The sequence below is a fragment of the Reyranella sp. GW821-FHT14A01 genome, assembly GCF_058803965.1.
Genome location: NZ_JBXAPM010000002.1, coordinates 313489 through 328836 on the forward strand (window position 1 = coordinate 313489; position 15348 = coordinate 328836).

14 protein-coding genes are annotated in these 15348 nt (G+C 66.6%); 8 read left to right on the forward strand and 6 right to left on the reverse strand.

The window, feature by feature from the left end; genetic code table 11:
• Positions 1-100: 100 nt before the first annotated feature.
• From AC1ROX_RS05325 to AC1ROX_RS05355, 7 genes are all read left to right on the forward strand, one after another.
• Positions 101-382 carry an acyl carrier protein gene (locus AC1ROX_RS05325; protein WP_493123141.1) on the forward strand — a complete coding sequence of 94 codons (282 nt, stop codon included), beginning with the start codon at positions 101-103 and terminating at the stop codon, positions 380-382.
• A 2-nt stretch (positions 383-384) separates the two neighbouring features.
• The gene (gene spt / locus AC1ROX_RS05330) at positions 385-1611 is read left to right on the forward strand and encodes a serine palmitoyltransferase (RefSeq protein ID WP_493123143.1); all 1227 of its coding nucleotides are present in this window, start codon (positions 385-387) and stop codon (positions 1609-1611) included.
• A 12-nt stretch (positions 1612-1623) separates the two neighbouring features.
• Positions 1624-2544, forward strand: coding sequence for a metallophosphoesterase family protein (locus AC1ROX_RS05335; protein ID WP_493123145.1), 921 nt, complete (start codon positions 1624-1626; stop codon positions 2542-2544).
• A gap of 7 nt (positions 2545-2551) precedes the next feature.
• Entirely contained in the window at positions 2552-3703 is a 1152-nt protein-coding gene (locus AC1ROX_RS05340; protein ID WP_493123147.1) for a dATP pyrophosphohydrolase, read from the forward strand.
• Positions 3700-4965, forward strand: a complete 1266-nt coding sequence (locus AC1ROX_RS05345; RefSeq protein WP_493123149.1) for an MFS transporter — start codon at positions 3700-3702, stop codon at positions 4963-4965. The genes AC1ROX_RS05340 and AC1ROX_RS05345 overlap by 4 nt, the downstream gene beginning before the upstream one ends.
• A 444-nt stretch (positions 4966-5409) precedes the next feature.
• Positions 5410-6540, forward strand: coding sequence for a type III PLP-dependent enzyme (locus AC1ROX_RS05350; protein ID WP_493123151.1), 1131 nt, complete (start codon positions 5410-5412; stop codon positions 6538-6540).
• Between the two features lie 94 nt (positions 6541-6634).
• Positions 6635-8077 (forward strand): homospermidine synthase, encoded by a 1443-nt coding sequence (locus tag AC1ROX_RS05355; protein ID WP_493123153.1) that lies wholly within the window; start codon positions 6635-6637, stop codon positions 8075-8077.
• 119 nt (positions 8078-8196) lie between these two features.
• Here AC1ROX_RS05355 and AC1ROX_RS05360 read toward each other — a convergent pair whose 3' ends face one another.
• From AC1ROX_RS05360 to AC1ROX_RS05385, 6 genes are all read right to left on the reverse strand, one after another.
• Positions 8197-9102, reverse strand: a complete 906-nt coding sequence (locus tag AC1ROX_RS05360) for a hypothetical protein (RefSeq protein WP_493123155.1) — start codon at positions 9100-9102, stop codon at positions 8197-8199.
• A 275-nt stretch (positions 9103-9377) separates the two neighbouring features.
• Positions 9378-10325 (reverse strand): hypothetical protein, encoded by a 948-nt coding sequence (locus tag AC1ROX_RS05365; RefSeq protein ID WP_493123157.1) that lies wholly within the window; start codon positions 10323-10325, stop codon positions 9378-9380.
• A gap of 15 nt (positions 10326-10340) precedes the next feature.
• Positions 10341-11183 carry an alpha/beta hydrolase gene (locus AC1ROX_RS05370; protein ID WP_493123159.1) on the reverse strand — a complete coding sequence of 281 codons (843 nt, stop codon included), beginning with the start codon at positions 11181-11183 and terminating at the stop codon, positions 10341-10343.
• Positions 11184-11192: 9 nt separating this feature from the next.
• Complete coding sequence (locus AC1ROX_RS05375; RefSeq protein ID WP_493123161.1) at positions 11193-12542, reverse strand: autotransporter-associated beta strand repeat-containing protein; 1350 nt, start codon at positions 12540-12542, stop codon at positions 11193-11195.
• A gap of 37 nt (positions 12543-12579) precedes the next feature.
• Entirely contained in the window at positions 12580-13629 is a 1050-nt protein-coding gene (locus AC1ROX_RS05380; RefSeq protein WP_493123163.1) for an autotransporter outer membrane beta-barrel domain-containing protein, read from the reverse strand.
• Between the two features lie 10 nt (positions 13630-13639).
• Positions 13640-14758 carry a hypothetical protein gene (locus tag AC1ROX_RS05385; protein WP_493123165.1) on the reverse strand — a complete coding sequence of 373 codons (1119 nt, stop codon included), beginning with the start codon at positions 14756-14758 and terminating at the stop codon, positions 13640-13642.
• A 139-nt stretch (positions 14759-14897) separates the two neighbouring features.
• Here AC1ROX_RS05385 and AC1ROX_RS05390 point away from each other — a divergent pair, with 139 nt between their 5' ends.
• Positions 14898-15110 carry a hypothetical protein gene (locus tag AC1ROX_RS05390; RefSeq protein WP_493123167.1) on the forward strand — a complete coding sequence of 71 codons (213 nt, stop codon included), beginning with the start codon at positions 14898-14900 and terminating at the stop codon, positions 15108-15110.
• The last annotated feature ends 238 nt before the right edge of the window (positions 15111-15348 follow it).

Here is a 15348-nt window from a genome sequence, read left to right on the forward strand (position 1 = left end):
CACTAGGAATCCCTGTTTCTGGCACAAGGTGGCCGCCCACCCCCGGGCCTTGGAGAGCGTCTTGCGCACTGCCCATCAAATGATCGTCGAAACTGACGGCATGACCGACACCCTCGAACGCGCCCGCATCAGCGGACAGTCGCGTGGTGAAGTCATTCGCGAGATCTGTCGTCACCTGGTGCCCTTCCAGACCGGCGAGCGGCCGATCACGGGCGACACGGTGATCGCCAAGGACCTGACCATCGATTCGCTCGCCATCATGGACATGGTGATGGAGCTCGAGGATCACTTCGACATCTCGATCCCCATGAACGTGGTGGCCGAGATCCATACCGTCGACCAGCTCGCCGACACCATCCAGAAGCTCTGCGCCCGGCGTTAGCCATGGGCCTGTTCGATCGGTATGAGGGCCTGCTCGAGGCCTATCGGGACGTTCGGACCACCGGATACGACCCTTTCCAGATTCGCATGGAAAGGGTCTTGTCGCCGACCGAAGCGATCATCAACGGCCGCAAGACGCTGCTGGTCGGCACCAACAATTATTTCGGCCTGACCTTCGATCAGAGCTGCATGGATGCCGCCATCGACGCGATCCGCGCCGAGGGCACCGGCACGACCGGCTCGCGCATCGCCAACGGCAGCTACACCGAGCACACGGCGCTCGAGCAGGAAATCGCCGAGTTCTACGGCAAGAAGCACTGCATGGTCTTCACGACCGGCTACCAGGCCAATCTCGGCCTGATCTCGACCCTGGCGGGCGAGGGCGACCAGCTTCTGATCGACGCCGACAGCCATGCCTCGATCTACGACGCCTGCAAGATGACGCAGGCGGAGGTCGTGCGCTTCAAGCACAACGACCCGTCGAGCCTCGAGGCGCGCCTGCGCCGGCTGGGCGACCGTCCGGGCAATCGCGTGGTCGTCCTGGAAGGCATCTATTCGATGCTGGGCGACAGCGCGCCGCTGCGCGAGTTCATCGATGTCTGCAAGAAGTACGGCGCGTACGTGATCGTCGACGAGGCCCATTCGCTGGGCGCGCTGGGCGAGCACGGCCGCGGCCTCTGCGAATCGACAGGCGTGATCGACGACTGCCACTTCATCGTCGGTACCTTCTCCAAGACCTTGGGCGCCATCGGCGGCTACTGCGTCTCGGACGATCCCGACTTCGACATCCTGCGCGTCACGGTGCGCTCCTACATGTTCACCGCCTCGCTGCCGCCGTCGATCGTGGCGTCAGTGCGCCAGGCCTTGAAGGTGGTGAAGGCCAAGCCGGAGCTGCGCACGCAGCTCTGGGCCAACGTCGCCACGCTCTACGAAGGCCTCGCCGCCAAGGGCTTCAAGCTCGGTCCCGAGCACGGGCCGGTGGTCGGCGTGCATCTGCCCGACCGCATGATCGCCATCGGCTTCTGGCGCGCCATGCTCGATGCCGGCATCTACGTGAACGTTGCAGTGCCGCCCGCGACGCCCAACGGCGTGTCGCTGCTGCGCTGCTCGGTCTGCGCGGTCCACACGAAGGAACAGCTCGAGCACATGGTCGAGGTCATGACCGGCATCGCCCGTCAGTTCGGCGTTCTCGACGACCGCACGCTCCGCGTGGCAGGCGGCGCCCACTAGGGCGCACCCGCCATGTTCACCCTCGCGCACCTGTCCGATCCGCATCTGCCGATGCCGCAGGCGCGCGTCCTCGATCTGCTGGGCAAGCGCGCCACCGGCTATTTCAACTGGTGGCGCAATCGCGTGCAGCTCCACCGCCCCGAGGCGCTGGCCGGCATCGTGGCCGACATCAAGGCGCAGAAGCCCGACCATATCGCACTGACCGGCGACCTGGTGAACATCTCGCTGCCCGACGAATTCGCCCGCGCCTCCCAATGGCTGGCGACCCTCGGCGCGCCCGACGAGGTCACGGTCATTCCCGGCAACCATGACGTCTACGTCGCCACCCTGTGGCGCGAGGGGCTCGGCCTGTGGGGCGCCTACATGGCGGGCGACGGCCAGCCGCCGGCCAACGACTTCAAGGTCTTTCCGACGGTGCGCCGGCGCGGGCCGGTGGCGCTGGTCGGTCTCAACAGCGGGCTGCCCAAGCCGCCGCTGCTGGCGACCGGCACCTTGGGCGACGCGCAGATCGCCGCCGCCGAGAAGTTGCTGGCGGAGCTGGGACGAGAAGGGCTGTGCCGCGTCGTGATGATCCATCATCCGCCGCTCACCACCGAATCGCGCTTCAAGCGCCTGACCGATGCGGCCGCCTTCCAGGCGATGATCCGCCGCGTCGGCTGCGAGATCGTGCTGCACGGTCACAACCATCGCAGCGAGGTCGCGCGCATCATGGGACCTCGAGGAGCCATCCCGGTGGTCGGCGTGACCTCGGCCTCGGCGGCGCCCGGCAGCAAGTACGGCCGTGCGCGCTATCATCTGATCGGCATCGAGCGCGAGAGCGGGGGGTGGCGCATCGCCGTCGACATCCGCGCGCTCAAGGCCGACGGCACGGGGTGCGAGCCCGACGGCCGGATCGTGTTCAACAGCGGCGCACCGTCCGCGCTGGCAGCGTGAGGCGGCAATGGCTTCGTCCGACATCATCGTCAGTCCGGTCGAGTCCAAGGCCGAGCTGAACGCCTTCATCGCGCTCCCCAAGCGTCTCTATACCGGCCACAAGGGCTACATCGCGCCGCTCGACGTCGAGCGACGGGAAGCCTTCACGCCGGGCAAGAATCCGCTGTTCGAGCATGTCGAGGTCCGCTTCTTCCTGGCGCGCCGCGCCGGCAAGGTGGTCGGCCGCATCTCCGCGCAGATCGATCGCGCCCATCTCGAACGCTACAAGGACAGCACCGGGAATTTCGGCTGCCTGGCGGCGGAAGACGATCCGGCGATCTTCGCAGCACTCTTCGCGACGGCCGAAGCCTGGCTGCTGACGAAGGGCATGGTGCGGGCGACCGGCCCGTTCAGCCTCTCGGTCAACGAGGAGGTGGGCCTGCTGGTCCACGGCTTCGACAGCCGGCCCGTCCTGATGGTGCCCTACGATCCGCCCTATGCCGGGCCGAGGGTCGAGGCCTGCGGCTATGCCAAGGCCAAGGACGTGTTCTCGTACGATTACGACGTCCAGAACGCGCCCCAGACGATCGGCGCCAAGCTGCTGGCGCGCGGCGGCCTCGAGGGAAGGGTCAAGGTACGCACGGCCAACATGAAGATGTTCGATGCCGAGGTGCGCACCCTGGTCGGCATTTTCAACGATGCCTGGAGCGACAATTGGGGCTTCGTGCCCTTCACCCAGGCCGAGATCGACCATGCGTCCAAGGCCTTCGGGCCGGTGATTGTCCCTGAGCTCGCGGTGTTCGTGGATGTCGACGACGAGAGCGTCGCCTTCATCGTGGCGCTCACCAACCTCTACGAGGCGGTCGAGGAATTCGGCGGCAAGCTCGGCCCGATCAACCTCGCCAAGCTCCTGTGGCGGCTCAAGATCGCCGGCGTCGGCAGCACGCGGGTGCCGCTGATGGGCGTGAAGAAGAAATTCCGCAACCATCCGCTGCTGGGCGCCGGCCTCGCCATGATCGCCATCGATACCCTCAGGGCCAACGGCAAGCGGCTGGGCAAGACTTCGGCCGAGCTGGGCTGGATCCTCGAGGACAACAAGGCGACCAACAACATCATCCGCTCGGTCGGCGGGGTGCACTACAAGACCCACCGCATCTACGAGAAGGTGCTGGCGGGGTGACATCGACGACGCCTGGACCGGCTTCTCCAAGCCCAGCCCCAAAGCCACCCTCTGCCTTCGCGCCGCTCGCCAACCGGTCGTTCCTGGCGATGTGGATCGCCAACCTGATGTCCAATGTCGGCGGCTGGATGCAGACCACGGGCGCCGCGTGGGAGATGACCAGCCTGACGCAGGAGCCGATCTTCGTGGCCCTGCTGGCCGCCGCCGGCACCCTGCCGATGTTCCTGTTCTGCTTCTTCGCCGGCATCCTGGCCGACCGCTTCGACCGCCGCCGCTACATCATGTGCTGCCAGGTCTGGATGATGGGCGTGGCCGCGACCCTGGCCGCGCTGGCCTTCTTCGGCCTTCTCAATCACTGGAACCTGCTGGCGCTGTCCTTCTGCATGGGACTGGGCAACGCGATGAACGCGCCGGCCTGGCACGCCGTGGTGCCGGAGATCGTCACCGGCCCGCAGCTTCGCCCCGCCATCGCGCTGAACAGCGCCGGCTTCAACCTGGCGCGCACCGTCGGTCCCGTCATCGGCCAGTTGCTGCTCAGCCTGGTCGGCGTCTTCCTGCTCTTCGCCATCAATGCCTTCACCTATGTCGGCGTCATCCTGGCCATGCGGGCGTGGAAGCGGCCGGCCGAGGCGCGCGCGGCCCAGCGCCGCGAGACCCTGGGCGAGGCGGCCCGCGCCGGCATCGCCTTCGTTCGCGGCTCAGGGGAACTCCGGGCGATCTTCGCGCGCGGCCTCTGCTTCTTCGTGCCGGGCATCGCCATGGGCACCTTGCTGCCGGTGATCGGCCGCTTCGAGCTCGGCCTCGACGAATTCACCTTCGGCATCCTCTACGGCGTGTTCGGTGTGGGTGCGGTCACGGCGGCCTTCGCGCTGCCCACGGTCAACCGCCTGCTCGGGGCCGATCGCGCCAACATCTGGGCAATGGGCGTCTCGGCGGCTGCCACCCTGGTGGCGGCGCTTGCGATGACGCCGATCGTGGTCGGCGCCGTCGTCGCCATCAACGGCGCTTGCTGGATCACCGTCATCGCCAACAACGGCGCTTCGGTGCAGATGATCCTGCCCAACTACATGCGGGCGCGCGGCATGGCGGTCCACCAGATGGTGTTCTTCGGTGCCATGGTGCTGGGCGCGCTGCTGTGGGGGAAGATCGCCAACTTCTTCGACGTCCGCACCGCGCTCATCGGCTCGGTGGTGATGCTGGTGCCGCTCACCGTGCTCGCCGCCTCGATCAAGCTGCCGGGATCGTCATTGCCTCGTGTCTGAAGCGCCACACGCCTGACACGCATGTGCCGCTTCGACCACAAGCGGCGGACAAATTTCCAAGGCGGGGCAGATTCTTCTTGTAACCAGGTCGATTAGTTGTAGATAGCGTTCGTACAAGACGCCCAACGCACGTGCCGCTGGCCCTCTGTGGTTACGCAACGACGGAAAGTGTTCTTTTTGGCAGTGCCGGTTAATTCGCCTTCGAGCGATGAGTGCCGGGTCCGGGAAGGAGCTTCTGAGATGGTTGCACACCGCGCGGGGCGCGTTCCCCGCTATTATGTCCTTTGCCCGACACTCGCTCGGGCCTCCTTCCTCGCTCAGCCGCATAAACGGATTTTAGCTCAGTCGAGTATCGGCTGACGTATCGCGCCACGCTTGGCGCCGTACGTCGTTGTTCGATCCTTTTCCGACAGAGTGACTATCCATACGGGGAACCCCCCAGCGATGACCGAGCGTATTTTCCGCTATCTCCGCGAGCAGCAGCCCGAGACGCCGTGCCTCGTGATCGACCTCGACGTGGTCGAGAGCAATTTCCGGCGCATGCGTGAGCTGCTGCCGACGGCGCACATCTTCTACGCCGTGAAGGCGAACCCGGCCGCACAGGTGTTGGCTCGTCTAGCGACGGCCGGCTCCAAGTTCGACACGGCGAGCCGCGGCGAGATCGAGCTGGTGCAGGCCGCCGGCGTTGCGCCCGACCGCATCTCCTTCGGCAACACGATCAAGAAGGAAAAGGACATCGCCTGGGCCTACCAGCAGGGCGTGCGCCTGTTCGCCTTCGACAGCGAGGCGGAGCTGCAGAAGCTCGCGCGCGTGGCGCCGGGCGCCCGCGTGTTCTGCCGCGTGCTGGTCGATTGCGGCGGTGCCGAGTGGCCGCTCAGCAAGAAGTTCGGCTGCGCGCCGGAGATGGCCAAGGACCTGCTGCGCAAGGCCAAGGACTGGGGCCTCGACGCCTACGGCATCTCCTTCCATGTCGGCAGCCAGCAGACCGACCTCGAGCAGTGGGACAAGGCGCTGGCCCAGGTCTCGCAGATGTTCTTCGCGCTGGCCGAAGCCGGTGTGGACCTGCGCATGGTCAATCTGGGCGGCGGCTTCCCGGCGCGCTATCGCGCCGAGGTGAGCGGCATCGAGGCCTATTGCGATGCGGTGACCCGCGCGCTGGTGCGCCACTTCGGCAACCACATGCCCGAGGTCATCATCGAGCCGGGCCGATCGATGGTGGGCGATGCCGGCGTGATCCAGAGCGAGGTCGTGCTGGTCTCACGCAAGGCGCAGGGCGAGCGCAAGCGCTGGGTCTACCTCGATATCGGCAAGTTCTCCGGTCTCGCCGAGACGATGGACGAAAGCATCAAGTACCGCCTGCGCACTGGCCGGGACGGCACGCGCATGGGTCCCGTCGTGCTGGCCGGCCCGACCTGCGATTCGGCCGACATCCTCTATGAGAAGACGGAGTACAAAATGCCTCTGTCCCTGAAGCCGGGCGACAAGGTCGAGATCCTCTCGACCGGCGCCTATACGACGACCTACTCCTCGGTCGCGTTCAACGGCTTCGCGCCGCTCAAGGCGGTCTGCATCTGAACTGACACAATTCGGGCGTACGGACGACGGGGCCTTGAGAAAGGCCCCGTTGCTGTTTTTACTGAACGTTGCACGAAAGAACGGAGACGCTGAAATGGCGAAGAAGACCGCGCGCAAGCCCGCCGCTAAGAAGTATCTCGATTTCCATGGCCGCCTGGTCATGGTGGGCTTCGGCTCGATCGGGCAAGGCGTGCTGCCGCTGATCCTGCGCCATATCGGCATCAAGCCCGAGCAGATCACCATCATCACCGACGACATGCGCGGCGGCGAGGACGAGGCGGAGCGCTTTGGCGTCGAGTTCATCGAGAAGCGCCTCACCGAGTCCAACGTCCGCTCGACCCTGGACAACCGGCTGGGCCAGGGCGACTTCCTGCTCAACCTCTCGGTCGAGGTCGCCTCGACGGCGCTGATCGAGCTTTGCCAGAAGAAGGGCGTGCTCTACCTCGACACCTGCATCGAGCCGTGGCCGGGCGGCTATTCCGATCCCAACCTGTCGGTCTCGCGCCGCTCGAACTACGCGCTGCGCGACACGATGATGAAGCTCAAGTCGCGTCACAAGGGCGGCACGACGGCCGTGGTCGCCCATGGCGCCAACCCGGGCCTGGTCTCGCACTTCGCCAAGCAGGCGCTGGTCAACATCGCCCGCGACACCGGCGTGAAGACTCCCGTGCCGACCACGCGCGAGGGCTGGGGCAAGCTCGCCCAGCGCCTGGGCGTCAAGACGATCCATATCGCCGAGCGCGACACGCAGGTCTCGGCGATCCCCAAGGAAGTGGGCGAGTTCGTCAACACCTGGTCGATCGACGGCTTCATCTCCGAGGGCGGCCAGCCCGCCGAGATGGGCTGGGGCACGCACGAGAAGGCGCTGCCGCCCGACGGCAAGCGCCACACCTTCGGCTGCGACGCGGCGATCTACCTCAATCGCCCGGGCGCGACGACGCAGGTCCGCACCTGGACACCGATCGAGGGACCGTTCCACGGCTTCATCATAACGCACAACGAGTCGATCTCCATCGCCGACTACCTGACCGTCCATGACGGCAGGAAGGTCGTGTATCGCCCGACCGTGCACTACGCCTATCACCCGTGCGACCAGGCGATCATGTCGTTGCACGAACTCACCGGAAAGAACCTGAAGCAGCAGAAGCACCAGCGCCTGATCGTCGACGAGGTGGTCTCGGGCCGCGACGAGCTCGGCGTGCTGCTGATGGGCCACAAGAAGGGCGCCTACTGGTACGGCTCGCAGATCGACATCAACGAGGCGCGCAAGCTCGCGCCCTACAACAACGCGACCTCGATCCAGGTCGTGGCGCCGGTGCTCTCGGGCATGATCTGGGCGCTCGAGAACCCCAACGAGGGCATCGTCGAGGCCGACGAGATGGACTTCGCGCGCAACCTCGAGATCTGCATGCCCTATCTCGGCCCGGTCGTCGGCAAGTACAGCGACTGGACCCCGCTCGAGGGCCGCGGCGAACTCTTCCCCGAGGACCTCGACAAGTCCGACCCCTGGCAGTTCAAGAACTTCCGGGTGGTGTGATCGGCCGAGCACAGCTCGGCCGCTTGAGCGTCAGGACATCGCGTTGCGATGTCCGGGAGCGCCGGAAGTGACTCCATTTCATCCGGAAAGACGCTAGTGCGCAGCGACTCTACTGGAGCCTATCTCGGACCCGCCGGGGGTGATACCTGACCCGTCGCGATCAGCCCCTTCAGCAATGCGACTGCGCCGCATTGCTTGGACTCGGCATTGGCATCGTACTTTCCGTCGGCCACGAAGCGACCCTTCGCATAGAGGTCGGTGCACGCCCATACATACGGTGAATTGACGCCGTAATGCCGATAGCCAAGGCCGTTGTAGCGTTCCCAGACGACAAGCATTCCGGCAATGCTCCAATCGTTCCACTTGTCGTAGCGATTGATCGCGATGGCATCCATCGCACTTTCTTCCCAGCTGAACGGCGGTTTGCCTTGGGCCGGTCGTCCCGCCGGCACGCGGACCGTACGGGCCGTCAACGGATCGCCGTTATGCAAGTGCGCATCGAACCTGAAGTCGGCTTCCAGGCCATGAATGATGGCGAGGAAGTACCAGGGCATCGTCGTCGACTTCGTGAGTCGTTCATACCGGGCGCGATTGCTCAGGATCTTCTTGACGCTTTGCGCGACGATTTCCTGGCGTGCCGCAGGAACTCGCGCACTGTCGAAGCGCTGCTGGTACTCCTGGCGAAGTAATCTCGAGAGGACAGCGTTTTCATACTCGAGCTGCGCGACCTGGCTTTCGCGCGTCACCGCCAGTTCGCGGAATATCCATGTTGCCGTGCCGCCGAGCGCCAGGATGATTGCGGCTATCGCGCTTGCCGCGATCGTTTGACGACGGCGCCTTCGGGCGAGCTCCTGTGCGGCGCGGAGCTCACGCCCTCTTGCCTCTCTCTCCTCGACCTCGCTCAGGGCCGGTAACGCCGTGCTTACTTCAGGACTTGCCCGCTCCGTCTCGCCGAACCGGCTGCCAAAGCGAGCCTCTCCGGGCGAACCATCGCTTTTGACAGAAGGGGGAGTGCGATCAGCCACGTCGTTACCGAGCCGGCTTTGCGTGCCGACATCGCAAATGCCTATTCCTCATTCTCTCTCCTCGGCCGTACTGGCGAGCAGGGTCAGGATCGCGGTCAGGCCTCACCTGGTCGCCTATTGGAACGGACGACGCGACCGGAGACAAGGGCTCTGACCGTGTTGGGTGGTCGCAACAACCGCTGAATGTCTCGATCTACGGCAACTACATCCAAGGGCTTCAGCAGGGACCGACAGCGCTGGCAACGGCTCTGAATGCCGGATGTCCGGAGCGGTCTCTATCGCTTTGGCGCTTCACCGACGAAAAGCGTGCGCCCGACAATCTCGCTCGTGCCGTTGTTGCCCCCGATCGGCTTGCCTTCGCGAATGATGGACTGCGGGCCGGCGCCGTCGTTCCAATCGACCGTCGACACGGTGCCGTCGCCGTTGACGGCCAGCTTGGCCTGCATCGACGAAGCGCCGCGGGGAATGGCGCGCGCGAGGCCGAAATCCTGCCGGCCGCCGCCTGTCGTCGCCCCCGGAACCTTGAAGGCGAGGAGCGCGACGATGGCGGTCGACCCCTTTATTGCCTGGGCTTCGGGACTTTCGTTACCTATTAATTCGATGATCTTGATATAGGCGGCCTCGATGTCCTTGCCCGGCAGCGTGATCTCGTGGACGCCGGGGGTCGACGGAACCTTGAACAGGCCCTTCTGGTCGGTGGTTGTTTGCGCGACGCTGCTGCGGGCCTTGTCGGTCGAGATGATCGACAGGCTCGGCGCGGCCTGGTTGCCCTTCTGCTCGACGAACAGGTTGCCCCATCGATCGAAGATGGAGCTGCTGGTGTTGTTCGCCTGCAGGGCCAGAATTGCGACGATGGCGGTCGTGCCCTTGATTCCGGCGGGCTCGCCCGCCGGTGACGTCGTGCCGGGATTCGAGGTCGTGCCACCCGGCTGCGCAGTTGTTCGTTGCTCGTTGCCGCGAATCGTGGGGGTACCGGTCTGCTGAGAGGCGAAGGGGGGGATCGGATTCGGCGCCGCCGTTGGCATTTGCGGTGCCACGACGGGAGCCGGCGCGGCCGGGGCGATGCGCGGCTGAGGCGTCATCGGCGCTGCGCCGGGACCGGGGCCCATTGCCCCTTGCGACAGGGCCGGGGTCGCTGCCAGGACAATGCCGGCAGCAAACAGCGCGGACAGTCTCATGACAGCACCCCGCGCCTGAAGATCGAGAGATGTATCCATGCTCATGATTGGCCCCTGAGTTTATTCGTCGAACGCGACCTTACGCAGATGGGGCCAGTCCCGCACCCAGCAACAGCGATGATCGAAGTCCGGCACGACGACCAGCTTCGCCGACGGACCGAATTTTCCGACCGCCGACGCGATCGACGCGACGGGCACGACCTTGTCTGCCTGTCCGGCAAAGGCTATCTGGCGCACGTTGGAAAGGCGTTCAGCATAATCGAGCGGAAGTTCCGATCCGTCGAGCGGCGACAGGCCGAGGCGGCGCGTCCAGTCCGCCACGTCGAGCGGCGACGCGATGGTGACAAGAAGCGAGACGTCTTTGCGGCGTGCCGCCACGAGTGCCGCGATCACGCCGCCGCCTGAGTAGCCGACCAGCACCAGTGGCCGGTCGGGCGCCCTCGCGCGCTCGGAATCGATGGCGTCATCGATGGAGGCCACGACGTCGGCGCCGAACCTTCCCGTCGTCCAAAGCCGCACGCTGCAGCGCGGATCGCCCCGGCCGGGCGCGAACTGGCAGGGCCGTCCGAGGTAGAGCACGGCCGGTCCCGGATCGGCGGCGGCCAGTCGCAGCGCCAGCGGATCGACCGGCGTCGGATCCGACGACGGCGTGCGTGCGTCGAGATAGGCCAGCCCATCGCCCTCGACATAGACGAAGAGCGGGCCGGGTTTGCCGTCGTCGCGCCGATAGATCAGCAGGTCGAAGGTCGAGCCTTTCGACGCCACCGTTTCGAGGCCCGCCACCTGCGCGATGCCGGCGGCGGTCGCATCGCGTCCTGCGCCGCCTTGGCCGCACGCAACAAGCATCGCCGCCACGGCGGCGATGCTGGTGAGGCGAAGGCCGATAGCGCTCGCGGCGGCCATGACCCTGCTTTACCGCGTGCTTACATCCATCAGGATGTTGTTGACCTCGATCGTGCCGGGAGCACCCTTGCTGGCACGATCCTGGAGAGCCTTCAGCACACCCTGGTTGACGGTGGTCGCGCCGGAATAGTTGTTGCCCCCGCTGAGGGTAAGCGTGCCGGTGCCCACTTTGGTCAGGCTCTGTGGCAATTGCGGGCCGTTGCCCCAATCGACGTCCATCAGATTGCCGTCGCGGCCGACCCGCAGATTGGCCTTGAGGGTCTTCACGGCACTGGCCGGCAAGGACGCGGTGAAGACCACCGGCGTGCCATCGGTCTTGAGCGCGATGATCGCAATCACGACCAGCAACTCGATCAGCGTCTTCTGCGGGGCCGGCGTGTTCGGCCCCACCGTCGACTTCAGCGCCGAGGCGAGGTCTGCGCCGTTGAACTCGACGATCGTATTGCCGATCGGTAGCTTGCCCAACGGCGCCACGCCCTGGCTGTCGCTCCGCACCTGCATGACGCCCCCTGGACCGCTTGCCGTCACGCCGACGTTCGGAAGCTTTGCCTGTCCGTCGGTGAAGGGCGGCGGGCCGCCGGCGGGACCGGGGATCGTGGTTCTTGCGCCGGGACTCGGGGCCGATCCGAGCCCCATGAAGGCAAGACGGGTCTCGCCGGACGGATTGCGTTGGGCGAGATCTTCGAACACTTTCAGGTCCGTCTGCCCGTCGCCGTTGACGTCGCCGACGGCCACGTTGACCCCGATGCCGTTGCCCCAGTTGACGGCGGACACCTGCCCCCTGGCATCGACGTCGACCCTGATCTGCAAGGTCGGCGCATCGTTGACCGGCGTGACGACGACCGACACGAAGCGCCGGGCCCCTTCGCGCACGCTCTGCACGGCCGGCAGCAGCAAGCCGAGGGCGACCGGCTGATTGCCGGTTCCGGCCCCCAGGTCCTTCTGGTTGACGCTGAGATCGTAGCGGCCCTGGCGCAGTGGGCCGAGCGACACGACGCCGTTGGCGTCGGTGGTGACCTGCCGCGTACCGCCGGGGCCGCGCACGCCGACGCCGATCCCGGGCAGCGCCCTGGTCGGTGTGTCGGTGAAGGGTGGCGGGCCGCCGGCGGGACCGCGGGTCGTGGTTCTTGTGGCGGGAGCCGGCGCCGCGGGGATGGGTGCGATGGTGGGTGCCATCGTGGGGGCCATGGGCGGCGTCGGCGCGACGACGGGAGGCGGTGCCGCGGGCGGCGGTGCGACACGCGGCGCCACGTCCACGGGCCTGGGCGTCATGGCCCCTTGCGAGAAGGCTTGCGAGGGCCAGCCCCCGAGACCGGCCAGGAGCATCATCCCGGCCGCGCACGCAACCTGTCGGTTCATTTCTGTCTCCTCGAAGATCGAGAGGTGAAAACCAAAATCAGAATCGCAGGCTGAGCCGCACGCTGCCCGACCACGACGACAGGGCATAGCGCCCGATCGAGTTGTAGCCGGCATCGATCGAGGCCCAGATCGCGTCGTTGAGCGGGATCGTCGCGCCGGCACCGACGGTGCCGCCGGTATAGCCGTTGGCGCCGCTGCCGGTCGGCGCGTTGAAATCCTGCTCGATGGTGGCGCGGATGTAGGGCTGCCACTTGTCGAGCGGCAGGCTGATGAAGCCGCCGGCCGAGCCGCGGGTCAGCGACGTGGTCTGGCCGGGCACGACGACCAGGTTGCTGTCGGTGTAGCCGTAGCTGTTGATCGGCGAATAGAGGATCGACACCATCGGCGCCAGCACCACGGCGCCGACCTTGTAGTAGCCGTTGAGCCCGCCCTGGAAGTTCCACTGGCTGCTGCCGTAGCTCGCGTTGTAGGTGAAGCCCGAATTGGTCATCGAATTCGAGCCGCCGCTGTAGCCGGCCATCGCCGAGACGTTCCAGTGCTCGTCGAGCTGCCAGCCGGCATAGACGGTGACGCCGAACGTCGAGTTGGTCGACGCGAAGCCGCCGTTCAGCGTGCCGCTCGAGCCCTGCCACGAGCCGCTGACGCCCAGCAGGAGTTCCGGCGTGATCTGCTTCTGTACGCCGAGCTGCGCGCCATAGGTGCCGATCGTGTAGCCGCCGGTCGCCAGGCTGTTGGTGGCCTGGCCGCCGCCGGTCTGGGCCCAGACCTGCCAGCCCATCGGATCGTCGCCCGCGGCCATGCCGCTGTGCAGCGGACCGAGTTCCGTCGTCGAGCGCGGGCCGACCAGCTTCGGCCCCAGCAGCGTCTGCTGGATCACCGCGCTGATCCCCGGCAGCACGACATAGGCCGTGGTGTTGCTCTGGCTCTGGATGCCGCTGCTGACGGCCGTCGATTGCGCCGTCGGCGACGGCGATGGCGCCGCGCCGGCTGGTCCGCCGGCCGGCCCGCCGGCCCCCTGCGCGAGGACGGGAGCCGCCAGGACGATACTCGAGGCGACGGCGGATACTGCAAACAGACCTGACTTCATTGATCCAATCCTATGGTTGCTTCTTCTTGGCGCCGAGAAAGAGAATGCGGCCCACGGCTTCGCGATCGACGCTCGCGGCGGCGATGGGCTTTCCTTCGCGTTTGACGTCCGTCACCGGTGTGCCGTCGCCCCAGTCCACCAGGGCGCCGCGTCCATCCTTGGCCATGGAGATGCGGACGCGCAGCGTCTGGGCCGTCGTGTCGGGGGCATAGATGTGTTCGACCAGGTGGAGCCGGTCCTGCTCGCCGACCTGTGGTGGCCGTCCACCGGCATTGATCGCCTCGACGGCGGCGCGCGGTTCGAGCGGCAGCAGGAGCGCCACCTTGACCGGCGGCTTCGGCGGATCGCTGATCGGCAGCGTCAGCCTGACCTCGCGGACACCCGGCCGCAGCGACCCGATGTCGAAGGTTCCCTTCTCGTCGATCTTGGGAGGATCGTAGGGAGGGTCGACCTGGGGAGGATCCTCCCGCGGCGGATCATAGATGTCGACGATCTCGATGATCGGGTCCTCGGGCGGCAGCACGTCGATTTCCGGCACGATCTCGGTCCACGGATCGTCGATCGGCGGATCGGGATCGGGTGGTGGTGCGCACTGCCACCAGGGGTTGCAGGGATTCATTTGAATGAACTGCATCTTCTGGAACTTCGGGACGAACGAGACGGTGCCGATGGTCTCGACGGGCCCGCGCCCACCCCCGACATTGACCGGCCATCCGTCGCGAACCGCGTCGACCGGCGGCGTGCCGTCGCCCCAGTCCACGATCGCCCCGCCGCCGTCCCGCGGAACCGAGATCCTGGTGCGAATGTCCGTGCCGGGATCGAGGCGCGGATAGGTGTGGACGACCAGGTTGCCGCGTGGTCCCCCGCCCGGCGCGGCGGGCAGGACCAGGCTGACCGTCACGCTGGGCTGCCGCCGCTTCGCGCCGTCCGGTTGCGCACGCTGGAGGGTGGCGAACGGAAGGGTGAAATCGCGCACGCCCGCCGTGAGCGGGCCGAGGGAGAACTGTCCCTTGTCGTCGGTCCGCACCTCCGCCCGGCTGCGACCGCCGCCGTCGGTGGAGACGACGGCGACATCGCGCGCCGGCAGCAGGCCTCTCGCCGTCGCGGCCAGCGCCGTCGAACGATTCACGGCGGGGGCGACGGGTGGGACGACAGGGGGGGCGGACGGCACCGTACGGTCCCGAGGCAGCGGCGCATTCGGCTCCGGACTCTTGCCGGACCCTTCTGACGCGGTCGCCGGCGGGCGATCCGGGGGCCGGGGCGAGTCGTTGTCCGGAGTCTTGATCGCGCTGCCGCCGCTGCCGGATGTCGACGAGTTGCGTGGTGCGACGCTTGTGGGCGCTCCCGGCTGGGCGCCGGGCGATATCGGCATCATCACCGGAGGTGGTGGAGGTGGTGGAGGTGGCGGAGGCGCGACGCGAGGTTGCGGCACCATGGCGCCTCCACCGGGCGACATCGGGCCTTGCGACAGAACTGGTTGAGAGAAGAGCATGACGGCGGCAGCCAAGCAGGCAGACAGCTTCAGGCTCCGTCCGCGCGCGCGCAACGCACGGGCAGAAACACCGATTCGCATGTAAAGACGCTCTCCTGTGGCCGACCCGCGGGCGACGCGTATTAGATCATTGCACGCCAGGGATTTGCGCACAAGTAATGCAAAAAAATTACAACGACGCGCATGGCCCTCCGTTCGTCCGCGGGCCGGTCGCGGACCATCCAATA

Coding starts and splice junctions, on each gene's coding strand:
- spt (WP_493123143.1), top strand. CDS start 385: ATGGGCCTGTTCGATCGGTATGAGGGCCTGCTCGAGGCCTATCGGGAC.
- AC1ROX_RS05365 (WP_493123157.1), bottom strand. CDS start 10,325: ATGAGCATGGATACATCTCTCGATCTTCAGGCGCGGGGTGCTGTCATG.
- AC1ROX_RS05370 (WP_493123159.1), bottom strand. CDS start 11,183: ATGGCCGCCGCGAGCGCTATCGGCCTTCGCCTCACCAGCATCGCCGCC.
- AC1ROX_RS05335 (WP_493123145.1), top strand. CDS start 1,624: ATGTTCACCCTCGCGCACCTGTCCGATCCGCATCTGCCGATGCCGCAG.
- AC1ROX_RS05355 (WP_493123153.1), top strand. CDS start 6,635: ATGGCGAAGAAGACCGCGCGCAAGCCCGCCGCTAAGAAGTATCTCGAT.
- AC1ROX_RS05340 (WP_493123147.1), top strand. CDS start 2,552: ATGGCTTCGTCCGACATCATCGTCAGTCCGGTCGAGTCCAAGGCCGAG.
- AC1ROX_RS05375 (WP_493123161.1), bottom strand. CDS start 12,542: ATGAACCGACAGGTTGCGTGCGCGGCCGGGATGATGCTCCTGGCCGGT.
- AC1ROX_RS05380 (WP_493123163.1), bottom strand. CDS start 13,629: ATGAAGTCAGGTCTGTTTGCAGTATCCGCCGTCGCCTCGAGTATCGTC.
- AC1ROX_RS05325 (WP_493123141.1), top strand. CDS start 101: ATGACCGACACCCTCGAACGCGCCCGCATCAGCGGACAGTCGCGTGGT.
- AC1ROX_RS05350 (WP_493123151.1), top strand. CDS start 5,410: ATGACCGAGCGTATTTTCCGCTATCTCCGCGAGCAGCAGCCCGAGACG.